The organism is Rhizobacter sp. SG703 (genome assembly GCF_012275445.1).
In the GTDB taxonomy this organism is placed as follows: domain Bacteria; phylum Pseudomonadota; class Gammaproteobacteria; order Burkholderiales; family Burkholderiaceae_C; genus Rhizobacter.
Genome location: NZ_JAAZQK010000008.1, coordinates 359,908 through 376,206 on the forward strand (window position 1 = coordinate 359,908; position 16,299 = coordinate 376,206).

Here is a 16,299-nt window from a genome sequence, read left to right on the forward strand (position 1 = left end):
TGCGGTGTCAGCCTTGCTGCCGGAGCAGGCGGGCGGCGTCGAGCGCGAAGTAGGTCAGCACGCCGTCGGCACCGGCGCGCTTGAACGCGAGCAGGCTTTCGAGCATCACCGCGTCGTGGTCGAGCCAGCCCTGTGCCGCGGCGGCCTTGACCATCGCGTACTCGCCGCTCACCTGGTAGGCGAAAGTCGGCACGCGGAATTCGTCCTTCACGCGGCGCACGATGTCGAGGTAGGGCAGGCCGGGCTTGACCATCACCATGTCGGCGCCTTCGGCCAGGTCGAGCGCGACCTCGCGCAGCGCCTCGTCGCTGTTGCCCGGGTCCATCTGGTAGACCTTCTTGTTCGCCTTGCCGAGGTTCTTCGCCGAGCCGACCGCGTCGCGGAACGGGCCGTAGAAGGCGCTCGCGTACTTCGCGCTGTACGCCATGATCCGCGTGTGGATCAGGCCGCGCGCTTCGAGCGCATTGCGGATCGCGCCGATGCGGCCGTCCATCATGTCGCTCGGCGCGACGATGTCGACGCCGGCCTCGGCCTGCACCAGCGCCTGGCCGGTCAGCACCTTCACGGTGTCGTCGTTGCGGATGTAGCCGGTCTCGTCGGGAAGCCCGTCCTGGCCATGGGTCGTGAACGGGTCGAGCGCGACATCGGTCAGCAGGCCGAGTTGCGGGAACTGCTTCTTCAGTTCGCGCACCACGGTGGGCACCAGACCCTTCGGGTTCAGCGCCTCGCTGCCGTCCTCGGTCTTCAGCGACGGTTCGATGACCGGAAACAAGGCCATCACCGGGACGCCGAGCTTCACGCATTCTTCGGCCAGCGGCATCAGCCGGTCGAGGCTGACGCGCTGCACGCCGGGCATCGACGCGACGTCGTGCACCTGGCCGTGGCCGTCCTGCACGAACACCGGGTAGATCAGGTCGTTGGGGTGCAGGCGGTTCTCGCGCACGAGGGCGCGGGTGGATTCGTCGCGGCGCAGGCGGCGCGGGCGGCTGGCGGGAAAGGGTGCGGGCGGCAGCATGGCTTCTTCTGAGGGCGGTTGCGACGCGGGGGCCGGCCGCCGAAACCGATGTGACGATGAGACATCGGGACTTTTTACGTGTAAATCCCGGGCGGCGACCCTTCAACAGCCCGGCACTCATCTGCTAAAGTCGCCACTGAATGATAGCCGCAAGGTCGTCATTCCCTGCTTTTCCTCCCTGAGCAGGAGCCTTACCGTGATGACAGCGATGAGGCTTTTCAACCCCGGCCTTGACGGTCGGGGTTTTCTTTTTCTGGCCTCCATAATCCCGCGGATGAGCAGCCTCTATCCCTGGGTCAAGGCCCTTCACCTGATCTTCGTCGCGAGCTGGTTCGCCGGTCTCTTTTACCTGCCACGCCTGTTCGTCAACCTCGCGTCGGTGCCGGCCGACAGCCATGCCGAACGTGAGCGCCTGCTGCTGATGGCACGCAAGCTCTATCGCTTCACCAGTTTCCTGATGGTGCCGGCCCTGCTGTTCGGCCTGTGGCTGTGGCTGGGCTTCGGCGTTGGGCGCGGGCCCGGCAACGGCTGGCTGCACGCCAAGCTCGCGCTGGTGGTGCTGGCGATCGGCTACCACCACGGCTGCCGCGCGCTGCTGCGCAGGTTCGAGCGGTTCGAGAACCGCCGCAGCGAGCGCTGGTTCCGCTTCTTCAACGAGACCGCGATCCTGCTGTTCGCCGCGATCGTCGTGCTGGTGATCGTCAAGCCGTTCTGATCCGGCCATGGCTCGGCATCGCAGCTCGGCCGGACCGTTGGCGTGGCTGTACGCCGCGCTGATCGTCTACGCGAGCCTGTCGCCGTTCACCGGCTGGAAGCAACCGGTGGCGCTTGCGCTGGCCGGGCTCGGCCACCTGCCGTGGCTGCGCTACTGGACCGCGTTCGACGTGGTCTCCAACCTGCTCGGCTACATGCCGCTCGGCGCGCTCGCGGTGGGGGCACTGGTGCGCTCCGGGCGGCGCGTGTCGATCGCCTTCATCGCGGCGTTGCTGGCCGGCGCACTGCTGTCGTTCCTGATGGAGAGCCTGCAGAACTGGCTGCCGCAGCGCGTGCCGTCCATGCTCGACTGGCTGCTGAATGCCGCCGGCACGCTGGCCGGTGCGCTGGTCGCGGTCGCGGTGCACGCGCTCGGCGGCATCGAGCGCTGGCAGACGCTGCGCGACCGCTGGTTCGTCGCCCGCAGTGCCGGCGGCCTGCTGCTGTTGTTGCTGTGGCCGGTCGGCCTGCTGTTCCCGACTCCGGTGCCGCTCGGTCTCGGCCAGGTGCTGGTGCGACTGCAGGAACTGGCCGCCGAGGCATTGGGTGGCACGCCGTGGTCGGCCTGGACCGAAGACTGGGCCGATGCGAGCGCTGCGATGACGCCCTTGTCGCGCGTCAGCGAGTTGCTGACGATCCTGCTCGGGCTGCTTGCGCCCTGCCTGGTCGCCTACACCATCGTGCGACCGGGCTGGCGCCGCGCGGTGACGGTGCCCGGCGCAGCCCTGCTCGGCTTCGCGACCACCACGCTGTCGACCGCACTGAACTTCGGCCCGCAACACGCGCTGGCCTGGTTGACGCCGCCTGCCCTGCCCGGGCTGCTGGCCGGCGCGATCGCCGGGCTGCTGCTGTTGCGCATTCCGCGCCGCGGTGCGGCCGGGCTCGGCCTGGTGGTCGTGACGGCGCTGGTCGCGCTGGTGGCGCAGGCACCGACCGATCCGTACTACGCCGAAAGCCTGCAGGGCTGGGAGCAGGGGCGCTTCATCCGCTTCCACGGCCTCGCGCAATGGATCGGCTGGCTGTGGCCGTATGCGGCGCTGGTCTACCTGCTCGCCCGCGTGACGGCCAGGGACAACGCCGAGCGCGGCACTGGGGATGCGCAGGCAGGTCCGTAAAATGCGCCGATGACTTATTTCAAGCGCCACATCTTCTTCTGCCTGAACCAGCGCGACAAAGGCGAAGACAGCTGTGCCAACCACCATGCGCAGGCCGGCTTCGAACGCTGCAAGTCCCGCGCGAAGGCCGAGAAGCTGGCCGGCCCCGGCGGTGTGCGGGTCAACAAGGCCGGTTGCCTCGACCGTTGCGCCGGCGGGCCGGTGGCGGTGGTCTACCCGGAGGCGGTCTGGTACACCTACATCGACGATGCCGACATCGATGAGATCGTCGAATCGCACCTGAAGAACGGCGTGGTGGTCGAGCGGCTGCTGCTGCCGGACTCGGTCGGCCGCTGACCGGTGCTGCGCCGATGAATTCGAAGACCGTCAAGGTGTTGACGCCCGGTCCCGCGGGCGCCCTCGAATGCGCGCTCGACCGCCCCGACAGCGAGCCGCGCGGCGTGGCCGTGATCTGCCACCCGCACCCGCAGCAGGGCGGCACGATGGACAACAAGGTGGTGCAGACGCTGGCACGCGCCTTCCTGCAGCTGGGCTATCGCACGGTGCGTTTCAACTTCCGCGGCGTGGCGGCCTCCGAGGGCGCCTGGGACGACGGCCAGGGCGAGATCGACGACGCGCTGGCGGTGATCGCCGCGCACCGCGATCCGGCCCTGCCGCTCGCGTTGGCGGGGTTCTCGTTCGGCGGCTACGTCGCGTCGCAGGCGGCCGCGCGCCTGCCCGACGGTGCGAAGGCCGAGCGGCTGGTGCTGGTCGGGCCGTCGACGCAAAAACAGACGGTCGCGCCGGTGCCGGAGGAAACTTTGGTGATCCACGGCGAGTCGGACGACATCGTGCCGCTGTCGGCCACCCTCGACTGGGCACGACCGCAATCCCTGCCGGTGGTGGTCATCCCCGGCGTGGGCCATTTCTTTCACGGGCAGCTGGCGCTGCTGAAGAACCTGGTGGTGCGGTCCTGGCATCGTTGATGCCGGGGCTTCGCGTACCGCCCAACCTGATCCGATGTTCATGAAAAGACTGATTGCCCTCGTGCTGGCGCTTGGCGCCGCCGCCGTCTCGTCCGTGTCGTACGCGCAGGCGCCTCAGCCGCCCGAGATCGCGGCCAAGAGCTACCTGCTGCTCGACATCACCACCGGCCAGACCCTCGCCGAGCGCGAGGCCGATGCGCCGGCCGATCCGGCCTCGCTGACCAAGCTGATGACCGCCTACCTGGTGTTCGCGGCGCTGCGCGACCACAAGCTGACGATGGAGCAGACGCTGCCGGTGTCGCTGCGCGCCTGGCAGGAGCGCAAGGGCGGCGGCTCGCTGATGTTCATCGAGCCGCGCAGCACGCCGAAGGTCGAGGACCTGCTGCGCGGGCTGATCGTCAATTCGGGCAACGACGCCGCGGTGGTGCTGGCTGAAGGCGTCGCCGGCACGCTCGACCAGTTCATCGAGCTGATGAACCGCCAGGCGCAGGCCTTCGGCCTGAAGAACACCCAGTTCAAGAACGCCACCGGGCTGACCGAGCCAGGCCACAAGAGCACCGCCCGCGACGTGGCGGTGATCGCGAGCCGCATCATCCGCGACTTCCCGGAGTACTACCCGATCTACTCGATCAGGAAGTACCACTACGAGGGCGCGCCGATCAGCAACGAGAACAACCGCAACGTGCTGCTGACGCGCGATCCCACCGTCGACGGCATGAAGACCGGCTACACCGAGGCGGCCGGCTACTGCATGGTGGTGTCGGCGCAGCGCGATTTCCCGAACCTCGCGGTCAACGGCGCCGGCGGCGGCAAGCGGCGCCTGCTCAGCGTGGTGCTCAACGCGGCCTCGATGGATGCCCGCGCGAACGAGAGCCAGAAGCTGCTGAATTGGGGTTTCCAGGCCTTCGACACGGTGCGCCTGTTCGAAGGCTCGAAAGCGGTGGCCACGGTGCCGGTCTGGAAGGGCGCGACGCGCGAGGCCCAGCTGGGCGCGGCGAACGGCGTCTTCGTCAGCGTGCCCAAGGGCGAGGGCGCGAAGCTGCAGACGAAGATCGAGCGCACCGATCCGCTGGTCGCGCCGCTGGCGCAAGGCCAGCGCGTCGGCACGCTGAAGGTCACGACCTCGGCCGGCGCGCCGGTGGCCGAGCTGCCGCTGGTGGTGTTGACCGCCGTCGAGCAGGCCGGCCTCTTCGGCCGCGCCTGGGACGCCCTGCGGCTGTGGATCAAGTAAGCTCGTCCGTTCCCATCGCATCTGTTCCCGGGAGCCTGCATGCAAGCGATTCCTGACACCCTGTGCTACCTCAACGGCGAGTACGGCCCGCTGCGCGACGCCAAGGTGTCGGTGCTGGACCGTGGATTCGTCTTCGGCGACGGCATCTACGAGGTCGTGCCGGTCTACGGCCGGCGCCTGTTCCGCTTCGACGAGCACCTCGCGCGGCTGAACCGCAGCCTCGGCAAGGTGCGCATCGCGAGCCCGTTCGACCGGGCGCAGTGGCTGGAACGCTGCCGCCGGCTGATCGACGCGCAGGCCGCCGACGACCAGCTGCTGTACATCCAGGTCACGCGCGGCGTCGCGGTGCGCGACCATGTGATGCCGCCCGATCTGACGCCGACGGTGTTCATGATGACCAACCCGATGAAGCCGGCCAGCGCCGAGCAGCGCCACCAGGGCGTGACCTGCGTCACTGCGCGCGACTTCCGCTGGGAGCGCGGCGACATCAAGTCGGTGTCGCTGCTCGGCAACGTGCTGGCCCGCCAGATCTCGGCCGACCACGGCGCGGTCGAGACGATCATGTTCCGCGACGGCTTCCTGACCGAAGCGTCGTCCAGCAACGTCTGGGTGGTGCACGAAGGCGCGGTGCTCGGCGCGCCGAAGAGCGAGCACGTGCTCGAAGGCATCCGCTACGAATTGATCCGCGAGCTGTGCGAGGAAGCCGGCATCGGCTACAACCTGCGCCCGATCTCCGAGGCCGAGGTGCTGGGCGCCGACGAGCTGATGCTGAGCTCGGCCACCAAGGAGGTGCTGGCGGTGACGCAGGTCGACGGCGAAGCCGTGGGCCATGGGGCGTTGCGCGGCAAGCCCGGCCCGGTCTACGCGAAGCTGTACGAGGCGTACCAGCGCGCCAAGACATTGCAGTCGATTTGAATTTTCCGCAGATCCCCCCATCTGCGACGGCATGAACGCCACGATGCAAGACATTCCGCCCGACCAGTCGCTGATCGACTACCCGTCCCGTTTCCCGATCAAGGTGATGGGCAGCAACGTCGACGGCTTCGTGCATGCGATCACGACGATCGCGAAGCAGTTCGACCCCGATTTCGACGCGTCCACCGTCGAGATCCGCCCGAGCAGCGGCAACAAGTACCTGGGCGTGACGGTCACCGTCACCGCCACCAGCCGCGAGCAGCTCGACGAGCTGTACCGCACGCTGTCGACCCACCCGCTGGTCAAGGTGGTGTTGTGACCGCGGCCTGGTGACGTGGCCGCCCTGCTGAAGCTGCTCGGTCCGACCGACTACGCGGCGGCCGCGCAGGCGATGCGCGAGTTCACCGAACAGCGCGCGGCCGACACGCCGGACGAGATCTGGCTCTGCGAGCACGCGCCGGTCTACACGCAGGGGCTGGCCGGCAAGGCCGAGCACGTGCTGGACCCGCACGGCATCCCGGTGGTGCAGACGAACCGTGGCGGCCAGGTCACTTACCACGGCCCCGGGCAGGTGGTGGCCTACCCGCTGATCGACCTGCGCCGGCTCGGCATCTACGTGAAGGAATACGTCTACCGGCTGGAACACTGCGTCATCAAGACGCTGGAGGGCTTCGGCATCACCGGCCACCGGGTCGCGGGCGCGCCGGGCATCTACGTGAACCTGTCGGACCCGGCCGGGCATGCCGCGCTGAGCGGGCCGCGCGTCGATGAATTCGAGGGCCTGGGCAAGGTCGCCGCGCTGGGCATCAAGGTCAGCCGGCACTGCACGTACCACGGCGTCGCGCTGAACGTGGCGATGGACCTGAGCCCCTTCAGCGGCATCAACCCCTGCGGCTACGCCGGGCTGCAAACGGTCGACTTGGCTACACTGGGCGTCCGCACCGACTGGACCACCGCGGCGCAGCGGCTGGGCGACCGGCTCGCGTCGCACCTGAGCTGACACCCCTGAGCTGACCCGTCGGCCGCCCCAAGAAAGTACCCCCGATGTCGACCGAGAACGTCATCCACCAGGCCCAGGACGCGGCCCACTACGACGCGAGCGCCAAGCAGAAGGCGCAGGCCAAGACGGCCCGCATCCCGATCAAGATCGTTGCCGCCGAGACGCTGAAGAAGCCGGACTGGATCCGCGTGAAGGCCGGCTCGCCGACCACCCGCTTCTACGAGATCAAGCAGATCCTGCGCGAGCACAAGCTGCACACGGTCTGCGAAGAGGCCTCGTGCCCGAACATCGGCGAATGCTTCGGCAAGGGCACGGCCACCTTCATGATCATGGGCGACAAGTGCACCCGGCGCTGCCCGTTCTGCGACGTCGGCCACGGCCGGCCGGATCCGCTGGATGCGGACGAGCCGCTGAACCTCGCGAAGACGATCGCGGCGCTGCGCCTGAAGTACGTCGTGATCACCAGCGTCGACCGCGACGACCTGCGCGACGGCGGCGCGGCCCATTTCGTCGAATGCATCCAGCGCACCCGCGAATTGTCGCCCGACACCCGCATCGAGATCCTGACGCCCGACTTCCGCGGCCGCATGGACCGCGCGCTGGAGATCCTGAAGGCGGCGCCGCCGGACGTGATGAACCACAACCTCGAGACTGCGCCGCGCCTGTACAAGGAAGCGCGCCCGGGCTCGGACTATGCGTATTCGCTGAACCTGCTGAAGCGCTTCAAGGAATTCGCGCCGCACGTGCCGACCAAGAGCGGGCTGATGGTCGGCCTGGGCGAGACCGACGAAGAGATCCTGCAGGTGATGCGCGACATGCGCGCGCACGGCATCGACATGCTGACGATCGGCCAGTACCTCGCGCCGAGCGGCCACCACCTGCCGGTGCGGCGCTACGTGCACCCGGACACCTTCAAGATGTTCGAGGACGAGGCGCTGAAGATGGGCTTCACGCACGCCGCGGTCGGCGCAATGGTGCGTTCGAGCTACCACGCCGACCAGCAGGCGCACCAGGCCGGCGTCGCGAACGCCGTGTAGTGACTGCCCCTCGGTCGACGGGTACGTCGACCGATCCCCCAGGGGGATGCGCGCCGGCTTGGGGCGACCCGGCGCTCTGCCCGCTAGGCTTCGGCCAGCAGTTTTTCGACCAGCGCGTGCAGCGCCGCGAAGTCCGGCTGGCCGACATAGCGCTTGACGATCTCGCCGCGCTTGTTGATCAGCACCGTGGTCGGCGTGCCGTCGATCGGGCCGAAGCGGTCGGCCACCGCGCCGGTGTTGTCGATCACGACGGTGAACGGCAGGCGCCGCGATTCGGCGAAGTGGATCACCGAGGCCGGCGGGTCGTAGCTCATCGCCACCGCCAGCGTCTCGAAGCCGCGCGCCTTGAACCGGTTGTGGGTGTCGATCACCTGCGGCATCTCGTGCACGCAGGTCGAGCAGGTGGTGGCCCAGAAGTTGACCAGCACGACCTGCCCCTTCAACTGCGCGACACTGCCGCGGCTGCCGTCGAGGCGGGTGAACGCGGCGTCGGGCGCCATCTGCGGCCGGTCGTCGCCCGACAGCACGGCATAAGCCCCACAGGCCGCTGCTGCGATTGCCAGAACAGTCGACGCAACGGCAAGATGGCGGGTCAATTTCATGGGATGCGATCGATGCAACGGAGAAAGTTTACGTCAGGGGCGTTCGCGGGCCTGGGCCTGGGGTTGGGTCTGTGGACTTGGAACGGCTCGGCCTGGGCCTTCAGCCTGAGCGAAGGCGATGCCGCTTCGGGCATCCGGGCGGCGCTGGAGCGAGGCGCGGTGTCGGCGGTCAGCCTGCTCGGCCGGCCCGACGGTTTCCTCGCGAACCCGAAGGTGCACATCCCGTTGCCCGGCTTCCTGAACGATGCCGCGCGCTTCCTGAGGGCGACCGGCCAGCAACGCCGCGTCGACGAGCTCGAGACCTCGTTGAACCGCGCCGCCGAGGCCGCGGTGCCGGAAGCGAAGACGCTGCTGGTCGGCGCCGTCAAGAGCATGAGCGTCGACGATGCGAAGGGCATCCTGACCGGCGGCGACGGCTCGGTGACGCAGTTTTTCTCGGACAAGACCCGCGAGCCGCTGGGCGTGCGCTTCCTGCCGATCGTCAAGCGCGCGACCGAGAAGGTGTCGCTGGTCGACAAGTACAACGCGGTGGCCGGCAAGGCGGCGAGCTTCGGGCTGCTGAAGCCGCAGGACGCCAACATCCACAGCTACGTGACGGAGAAGGCGCTCGACGGGCTGTTCGTGATGATCGGCGAAGAAGAGCACAAGATCCGCGAGAACCCGGTCGCGACCGGGAGCGCGATCCTGAAGAAGGTGTTCGGCAGCCTCAAGTAGTCTTCGACAGCTCGAACATCAGCGCCGACGGCAGCGAGGTCAGGATCGCGTCGCGCCCGACGCGCGCCATGTTCAGCCCGCCGAAGCCCGAGATCTCGAAGGCGTTGCCTTCTTCGATGATCTCGATGAACACCACCTCGGAGCCAGCCGAATCGACCTCGCTGCGCAGCTCGTTGAAGCGGTCGCCGCGCAGCACCGCCTCGACGACGATCGCATGCGGCAGGCCGCTGCGGCAGAAGTCGCGGGCTTCCTCGATCGAGGTCACGAAGTCGACCAGCAGGCCCATGTTGCGCACTGCGTCGCGCACCTGCACGCGCACGTCGCGCCGCGACGCAACCACCAGCACGTGGCTGCCGGCCAGCGGCTTGGTGCGGGACGACGGTGCGAAGCCGCGGTCGAGTTCGAGGATGCTGAGGCCTTCGAGCTGCTCGCTGACGGTGCGCGGGAATTCGATCGACAGCGTCACGTGGCTGCCTTCGATCTTGCGTTCGATCGGCAGGCCCATCGTCCACGCGGTCTGCTCGAGCAGGCGCCAGTCGATCGAATCCAGCGGCGAGCCGTCTTCCACCGTGGCCGGCGGCAGGTCGGCCTGGTCTTCGGGCTGGTAGGCGAACCTGCTGACCAGGCGCGCATGCGTCGGCCAGGTCTTGATGTCGATGCGGTACTCGATGGTCGACTGCGCATGGCGCAGCGACCAGTCGAGCAGCGAGTTGAACAGGCTGAACAGCAGCGAGGCATCGACGATCACGTCGGCCGGCTTCAGGATCTGCTTGATGTGGATGCCGCGCGCCTGGGTTTCGGCCGCGCGCTGCGTCAGCACGTCCTTCAGCGTCTGCGTCAGCGGCAGGCGTTCGTGCGTCTGGCGCAGCCGGCCGGAGGCCAGGCGGCCGAGTTGCTGGCCGGCGATGCTGATCGCGCGGGCCCGCTGCAGCTCTTCAGCCAGGCAGCGCAGGCTGACGCGGTCGATGCGGCCGGTGCCGGCGAGGGTCATGACGCGCTCCAACGCGCTGGTCAGCGGGGTCGCCATTTCGGCGCTGAGCTCGCTGACGACATCCCGCCAGTGGTCCCGCTCTTCCGGCTCGTGGCCGGCATCGTGGTGAGCGGGTGCGACTGCGCGGTCGAGTTCGGTCATGTCCATGTTGGCGTCCCTGTCCGTGAAAGAACGGCTTGTGCGGGTTTGTCACCCTTGGTTGCAAGTGTCGTTCACACAGATGGGCGTGGTCACCCCCCGATCGCGCAAATCCCCCGAGGTCGGGGGTGTCGCGGCGTCAGTTAAATGGCCTTCTGACGACGCAGCTCCGCACGCTCGGCATCGGACCAGCCGAACTCGGCCAGCACCTCGTCGGTGTGCTCGCCCAGCAGCGGCGGAGCGCGGCGGTACTGCACCGGCGTATCGGACAGCTTCATCGGGCTTGCGACGACGCGCAGCGTGTCGGCCAGCGGGTGCGGCATCGGCACGGTCATGCCGCGGGACTGCACCTGCGGATCGGCGAACACCTCGGCCAGGTCGTTGATCGCGCCGCACGGCACCTTCGCGGCCTCGAGGGCCGACAGCCAGCGCTGCTTCGGACGGGCCGCGATCAGTTCCGCCAGCAGCGGCACCAGCACGGCACGGTGGCGCACGCGGTCGGCATTGCGGGCGAAGCGCGGATCGGCGGCCAGTTCCGGGCGGCCGGCCACCTCGCAGAACCTGGCGAACTGGCCGTCGTTGCCGACCGCGAGGATCATGTGGCCGTCCGAGGTTTCGAACACCTGGTACGGGACGATGTTCTGGTGCGCGTTGCCGGCGCGGGCCGGCGCGACGCCGGTGGCGAGGAAGTTGGCGCCGAGGTTCGCGAGCATCGCGACCTGCGTGTCGAGCAGCGCCATGTCGACCGCCTGGCCCTGGCCGGTGGCGTCGCGGTGGCGCAGTGCGGCCAGGATCGCGACGCTCGCGTACATGCCGGTGAACAGGTCGGCCACCGCGACGCCGACCTTCTGCGGGCCGCCGCCGGGCAGGTCGTCGCGTTCGCCGGTCACGCTCATCAGGCCGCCGATGCCCTGGATCGCGTAGTCGTAGCCGGCGCGGTCGGCATACGGGCCGGTCTGGCCGAAGCCGGTGACCGAGCAGTAGACGAGCCGCGGGTACAGCGCTCGCAGCGTGGCGGCGTCCAGCCCGTAGCGGGCCATGTCGCCGACCTTGAAGTTCTCGATGAACACGTCGCACTGCGCCGCCAGCCGGCGGATCAGCGCCTGGCCTTCCGGTTGCGCGATGTCGACCGTGATCGAGCGCTTGTTGCGGTTGGCGCCGAGGTAGTAGGCGGCCTCGGCGGTGTCCTCGCCGTCGCGTCCCGTCAGGAACGGCGGGCCCCAGCCGCGGGTGTCGTCGCCGCCGCTGCCGTTGCGCAGCGGGCGCTCGACCTTGATCACGTCGGCGCCCAGGTCGGCCAGCGTCTGGGTGCACCAGGGGCCGGCCAGCACCCGCGACAGGTCGAGGACGCGAATGCCGGACAGCGGCAGGGGCGTGGGAGAGGAGGTGCTCATGCGGGCCATTGTGGCGCTGCGGGCCGGGATAATCGGCCGATGCCATCCCCTCGCCTCTGCGCCGCCGCCTGCCTGGCCCTGGCGGCCTGCACGCCGTCGCTCGATTGGCGCGAAGTGCGCCCTGCCGGCGGTGGGGTGCTCGCGCTGTTCCCGTGCCGACCGTCGCATGACGAGCGGACCGTGCCGCTGGCCGGTGCGCCGGCGACGGTGGCGCTGCAGTCGTGCCAGGCCGCCGGCGCGACCTTCGCGCTCAGCTTCACCGACGTGCAGGACCCTGCGCGTGTCGCCGCGACGATCGACGCGTTGCGCACGGCGGCCGGCGGCAACCTGGGCGGCGCGCCGGTCGTGGGCGCCGCGGCCGCGGTGGCCGGCATGACCCCGAACCCGCTGGCGCAGCGGGTCGGTGTCGACGGGCGCTTCCCGGACGGCACGGCCGTGCGCGAGGAGCTGCTGTTCTTCGTCAAGGGCACCGTGGTCTACCAGGCGACCGTGCTCGGTGCGCGTGTGGATGCGTCGGCGGTCGACACCTTTTTCGACGGTTTGAAGCTGGGCGGATGACCTCGTCCAGCGCCGCATGACGCCGGCGTGTCAGCGCGTGGCGGCCCGCCAGCGTTGTAGACAGATGCCGGTTTGGTGCACATCTGTGGTTTTTGTGGCGAGTCGATGCCACAGCGTTGGCCTCGGCCACCAAGTCGGCGGCTCGAACTGCCGATAATCGAAAACCATGCCCGGTCTTCTCATCATTGCCCACGCGCCGCTGGCGTCATCGCTGAAAGCGGTGGCCCAGCACACCTTCCCGGACTGTGCGCGGTCGGTCGAGGCGCTCGACGTGCTGCCCGGCACGCCGGTCGAGGAGGTCGAGCGCCAGGCGCGCGAGATGCTGGGTCGCGTGAGCAACCCCGATGCGCTGATTTTTGCCGACGTGTTCGGCGCCACCCCCTGCAACGTGGCGCAACGCCTCGCCGACGGCCTGCACGTGAAGGTCATCGCCGGCGTCAACGTGCCGATGCTGTGGCGCTCTCTTTGCTATGCCGACGAATCCCTCGACGCGATGGCGGCCCGTGCGATGGCTGGCGCCACGCAGGGCGTGATGCAAGTGGCCTCCGCGCGCCCGCAGAACCAGGCCTTCAAACCAGGCGGAAATGACCAAAACCAGCATCACCATCAGCAATAAGCTCGGCCTGCACGCCCGTGCCTCGGCCAAGCTCAGCAAGCTTGCAGGCAGTTTCCAGTGCGAGATCCTGATGAGCCGCAACGGCCGCCAGGTCAATGCCAAGAGCATCATGGGCGTCATGATGCTGGCCGCCGGGATCGGCACCGAGGTCGAACTCGAAACCGTCGGCGCCGACGAAGAGGCTGCGATGCAGGCCCTCGTCGCACTGATCAACGACAAGTTCGGCGAAGGCGAGTGACGCCGGCGCGCGCTCCGGGGCCGTGGCCCCGGGCGCCGCTCACTGCCCCAGGAAGTGCTTGCGGTAGCGCAGCGGCAGGTCGGCGATGCGCATCAGCATCGGCAGGTCGGCGGTGTTGAAGTCGGGATCCCAGGCCGGCGGGCCCAGCACCCTGGCGCCGCAGCGCAGGTAGCCCTTGATCAGCGCGGGCGCCTCGACGACCAAATCGTGCTGCAACTCGTCGACCGGCAGCGCGAGCCGTGGCTGCACCTGCAGCTCGATCGGCGCCAGGTGCGTGTGGCGCAGCTGCTCCCACAGGCTGGCGGCGAAGTGGCCGCCGTCGCGCATGCTGACGCTTGCGCAGCCGACCATCGTGTCCAGCTTGTTGCGCACCATGAATTCGGCCAGCGCGCCCCACAGCGCCAGGATCGCGCCGCCCGAACGCCAGGCCGGGTGCACGCAGGAACGGCCCAGTTCCACCATCGTCGAGCGCAGCGGGCGCAGCCGGGTCAGGTCGAACTCGGTCTCGCTGTACAGGCCGCCGATGCGGCGTGCCGAATCCGGCGTCAGCACGCGGTAGGTGCCAATCACCGGGCCGGGGTCGCCGCGCTCGCCGGGGGCGCGGACCAGCAGGTGCTCGCAGAACGGGTCGAACATGTCGATGTCGTGGCCGGCCGGCGAGCCGTGCGGCACGCTCAGGCGCGCGCCCATCTCTTCCGCGAAAACCAAGTGCCTCAGGCGCTGCGCCTGGCGAACTTCGTCTTCATCGCGTGCCCAAACAATTTCCAGCTGAGCAGCATCGATCCGGCGCGCTTGTGGAGTGGGTGAGCTTTCGTGAAGTGACCTCCGGGACGTGTCACCACGCAAATCGGACAGAGGCATCGTCGGCAGGGGCAGGTCCCTCATGGCGTTCTCCTGTGAACTGCCGAGATGGTCGGTCCGCACGGTGACGCGTCCATGAAACCGGGATGACGCGCCGATGACATTGCGTGTTTCCCCACGTTCAACAGCAGCGCCCGCTGCTACGATCGTCCGATGAGCTTCCAGGTCTTCGGATTGCCGGTGTCACGGGGTGTCGCGATCGGCCGCGCGGTGATGGTCGCGTCGAGCCGGGTCGACGTCGCGCACTACTTCATCGAGGCCTCGCAGGTCGACTCGGAGATCGAGCGGCTGCGCACCGCGCGCGACGCGGTTGCCGAAGAATTGACGACGCTACAGCGCGATCTGCCCGCCGATGCGCCGGGCGAGCTGTCGGCGCTGCTCGACGTGCACCTGATGCTGCTGCATGACGACTCGCTGACCGGCGCTACCAAGACCTGGATCCAGGAGCGCCACTACAACGGCGAGTGGGCGCTCTCGGCGCAGCTGGAGGTGCTGGCGCGCCAGTTCGACGAGATGGAAGACGATTACCTGCGGGAGCGCAAGGCCGACCTGGAGCAGGTGGTCGAGCGCCTGCTGCGGGCGATGGCTCGCGGGCCGCTGTCGGATTCGGCGCCGGCGCCGGGCGTCAGCCCGCGGGACTTCGGCGGCGAGGACCCGCTGGTGCTGGTGGCGAACGACATCGCGCCGGCCGACATGCTGCAGTTCAAGCGCAGCATCTTCACCGGCTTCATCACCGACGTCGGCGGCAAGACCTCGCACACCGCGATCGTCGCGCGCAGCATGGACATCCCGGCAGTGGTCGGCGCGCGCGAGGCCAGCCACATCATCCGCCAGGACGACTGGGTGGTGATCGACGGCGACTGCGGAGCGGTGATCGTCAACCCGTCGCCGATCGTGCTGGAGGAATACCGCTTCCGGCAGCGCCAGAGCGGGCTCGAGCGCGACCGCCTGGCGCGGCTGCGGCACACGCCGGCCGTGACGATGGACGGCGAGCGCGTGGAGCTGCAGGCGAACATCGAGCTGCCGGTGGACGCCATCGGTGCGCTGGAGGCGGGCGCGGTCGGCGTGGGCCTGTTCCGCAGCGAATTCCTGTTCATGAACCGCGGCAGCGAGCTGCCGGGGGAGGACGAGCAGTACGAGGCGTACCGGGCGGCGATCGAGGCGATGCGGGGGCTGCCGGTGACGATCCGCACAGTCGACATCGGCGCCGACAAGCAGCTCGATCGCATGTCGGTCAACGAACTCCGGCATGAGCACGCGCTGAACCCGGCGCTCGGCCTGCGGGCGATCCGCTGGAGTCTGTCGGAGCCGGGCATGTTCCGGCAGCAGTTGCGCGCGATCCTGCGGGCGGCGGCGGTCGGACCGGTGCGGATCCTGGTGCCGATGGTGGCGCACCTGAGCGAAGTGCGGATGTTCCTGGAGGCGTTGGACCGGGCTCGGCAGCAACTCGCCGATTCCGGGCGGCCGTGTGGCGAGGTGCAGGTCGGCGCGATGATCGAAGTGCCGGCGGCCGCGCTCGCATTGCCCTTGCTGCTGAAGCACTTCGACTTCGTGTCGATCGGCACCAACGACCTCATCCAGTACACGCTGGCGATCGACCGCGCCGATGAAGCGGTGTCGCACCTCTACGACCCGTGGCACCCGGCGGTGCTCGGATTGATCGCGCAGACGATCGCGTACGCGCGTGCGGCCGGCAAGGGCGTGAGCGTCTGCGGGGAGATGGCGGGGGATCCCGAGTTCACCGACCTTCTGCTGGCGATGGGGCTGCGCAACTTCTCAATGCACCCGTCGCAGATCGCGTCGATCAAGCAGCGGGTCTTGCGGGCAGACACGCGGCGCTTGGCGCCGCTGCTGCCGAACATTCTCCAGAGCGAGGACCCGGCGTCGGTTTGCCGCAGGGCACAAGCAAGCTTGCAGGCCGTGGGACTTCATCAGTAATTTCGTGACAGTCTCGCGAAGCCTGAAAAATCGATGCTATAGTCGTGGTCTTCGCTGATCACAGATCAACGAAGCGACCAAGGCAACAGATTGGTTTCGGCGGGCGGCGAAAGCGGCGAGCGGAAAAAATCAAAACAAGTTGTTGAAGTCGAGCAAAAAGGTGCTACAGTCTAAGGCTGCGCTGAACGAGACAGATCGAACAGCAAAGCAAGACGGCG

At 68.6% G+C, this 16,299-nt stretch carries 19 protein-coding genes; 14 read left to right on the forward strand and 5 right to left on the reverse strand.

What is annotated here, in order from left to right:
* Positions 1-7: 7 nt before the first annotated feature.
* Positions 8-1,015 (reverse strand): porphobilinogen synthase, encoded by a 1,008-nt coding sequence (hemB, locus tag FHT26_RS19305; protein ID WP_168561717.1) that lies wholly within the window; start codon positions 1,013-1,015, stop codon positions 8-10.
* Between the two features lie 274 nt (positions 1,016-1,289).
* Here hemB and FHT26_RS19310 point away from each other — a divergent pair, with 274 nt between their 5' ends.
* From FHT26_RS19310 to lipA, 9 genes are read left to right on the forward strand one after another with little or no spacing between them, the layout of a single operon-like run.
* The gene (locus tag FHT26_RS19310) at positions 1,290-1,730 is read left to right on the forward strand and encodes a CopD family protein (RefSeq protein ID WP_168561718.1); all 441 of its coding nucleotides are present in this window, start codon (positions 1,290-1,292) and stop codon (positions 1,728-1,730) included.
* Positions 1,731-1,737: 7 nt separating this feature from the next.
* Positions 1,738-2,883: a VanZ family protein gene (locus FHT26_RS19315; protein WP_168561719.1), complete on the forward strand. Its 1,146-nt coding sequence runs from the start codon at positions 1,738-1,740 to the stop codon at positions 2,881-2,883.
* Positions 2,884-2,892: 9 nt separating this feature from the next.
* Positions 2,893-3,219 (forward strand): (2Fe-2S) ferredoxin domain-containing protein, encoded by a 327-nt coding sequence (locus FHT26_RS19320; RefSeq protein WP_168561720.1) that lies wholly within the window; start codon positions 2,893-2,895, stop codon positions 3,217-3,219.
* A gap of 14 nt (positions 3,220-3,233) precedes the next feature.
* Positions 3,234-3,848 (forward strand): alpha/beta hydrolase, encoded by a 615-nt coding sequence (locus FHT26_RS19325; protein WP_168561721.1) that lies wholly within the window; start codon positions 3,234-3,236, stop codon positions 3,846-3,848.
* A gap of 40 nt (positions 3,849-3,888) precedes the next feature.
* Positions 3,889-5,079: a D-alanyl-D-alanine carboxypeptidase family protein gene (locus FHT26_RS19330; protein WP_168561722.1), complete on the forward strand. Its 1,191-nt coding sequence runs from the start codon at positions 3,889-3,891 to the stop codon at positions 5,077-5,079.
* Between the two features lie 39 nt (positions 5,080-5,118).
* Positions 5,119-5,994 carry a D-amino acid aminotransferase gene (locus tag FHT26_RS19335; RefSeq protein ID WP_168561723.1) on the forward strand — a complete coding sequence of 292 codons (876 nt, stop codon included), beginning with the start codon at positions 5,119-5,121 and terminating at the stop codon, positions 5,992-5,994.
* 43 nt (positions 5,995-6,037) lie between these two features.
* Entirely contained in the window at positions 6,038-6,313 is a 276-nt protein-coding gene (locus FHT26_RS19340) for a YbeD family protein (protein WP_168561724.1), read from the forward strand.
* 15 nt (positions 6,314-6,328) lie between these two features.
* A complete protein-coding gene (lipB, locus tag FHT26_RS19345) occupies positions 6,329-6,994 on the forward strand; it encodes a lipoyl(octanoyl) transferase LipB (RefSeq protein ID WP_349238180.1) in 666 nt (221 codons plus the stop codon).
* A gap of 44 nt (positions 6,995-7,038) precedes the next feature.
* A complete protein-coding gene (lipA, locus tag FHT26_RS19350; protein WP_168561725.1) occupies positions 7,039-8,031 on the forward strand; it encodes a lipoyl synthase in 993 nt (330 codons plus the stop codon).
* A gap of 83 nt (positions 8,032-8,114) precedes the next feature.
* Here the strand turns inward: lipA and FHT26_RS19355 are convergent, their stop codons facing one another.
* The gene (locus FHT26_RS19355) at positions 8,115-8,633 is read right to left on the reverse strand and encodes a TlpA family protein disulfide reductase (RefSeq protein ID WP_210427474.1); all 519 of its coding nucleotides are present in this window, start codon (positions 8,631-8,633) and stop codon (positions 8,115-8,117) included.
* Positions 8,634-8,645: 12 nt separating this feature from the next.
* Between FHT26_RS19355 and FHT26_RS19360 the strand changes: the two genes are divergently transcribed.
* The gene (locus tag FHT26_RS19360) at positions 8,646-9,347 is read left to right on the forward strand and encodes a DUF4197 domain-containing protein (protein ID WP_168561726.1); all 702 of its coding nucleotides are present in this window, start codon (positions 8,646-8,648) and stop codon (positions 9,345-9,347) included.
* Here FHT26_RS19360 and FHT26_RS19365 read toward each other — a convergent pair.
* A complete protein-coding gene (locus tag FHT26_RS19365; RefSeq protein ID WP_168561727.1) occupies positions 9,340-10,485 on the reverse strand; it encodes a hypothetical protein in 1,146 nt (381 codons plus the stop codon). The genes FHT26_RS19360 and FHT26_RS19365 overlap by 8 nt on opposite strands.
* A 134-nt stretch (positions 10,486-10,619) precedes the next feature.
* A complete protein-coding gene (locus FHT26_RS19370; protein ID WP_168561728.1) occupies positions 10,620-11,870 on the reverse strand; it encodes a CaiB/BaiF CoA transferase family protein in 1,251 nt (416 codons plus the stop codon).
* 39 nt (positions 11,871-11,909) lie between these two features.
* Here FHT26_RS19370 and FHT26_RS19375 point away from each other — a divergent pair, with 39 nt between their 5' ends.
* The 3 genes from FHT26_RS19375 (at position 11,910) to FHT26_RS19385 (ending at position 13,282) form a co-directional block, all read left to right on the forward strand.
* A complete protein-coding gene (locus FHT26_RS19375; protein WP_168561729.1) occupies positions 11,910-12,428 on the forward strand; it encodes a hypothetical protein in 519 nt (172 codons plus the stop codon).
* 166 nt (positions 12,429-12,594) lie between these two features.
* Positions 12,595-13,044, forward strand: coding sequence for a PTS sugar transporter subunit IIA (locus FHT26_RS19380; RefSeq protein WP_056804604.1), 450 nt, complete (start codon positions 12,595-12,597; stop codon positions 13,042-13,044).
* Positions 13,013-13,282 (forward strand): HPr family phosphocarrier protein, encoded by a 270-nt coding sequence (locus FHT26_RS19385; protein WP_168561730.1) that lies wholly within the window; start codon positions 13,013-13,015, stop codon positions 13,280-13,282. Before FHT26_RS19380 ends, FHT26_RS19385 begins: the two co-directional genes overlap by 32 nt.
* Positions 13,283-13,321: 39 nt before the next feature.
* Here FHT26_RS19385 and FHT26_RS19390 read toward each other — a convergent pair whose 3' ends face one another.
* The gene (locus tag FHT26_RS19390; RefSeq protein ID WP_168561731.1) at positions 13,322-14,167 is read right to left on the reverse strand and encodes a GNAT family N-acetyltransferase; all 846 of its coding nucleotides are present in this window, start codon (positions 14,165-14,167) and stop codon (positions 13,322-13,324) included.
* 129 nt (positions 14,168-14,296) lie between these two features.
* Here FHT26_RS19390 and ptsP point away from each other — a divergent pair, with 129 nt between their 5' ends.
* On the forward strand, positions 14,297-16,081 hold the full coding sequence (gene ptsP / locus FHT26_RS19395) for a phosphoenolpyruvate--protein phosphotransferase (protein ID WP_168561732.1): 1,785 nt from the start codon (positions 14,297-14,299) through the stop codon (positions 16,079-16,081).
* Positions 16,082-16,299 lie beyond the last annotated feature (218 nt).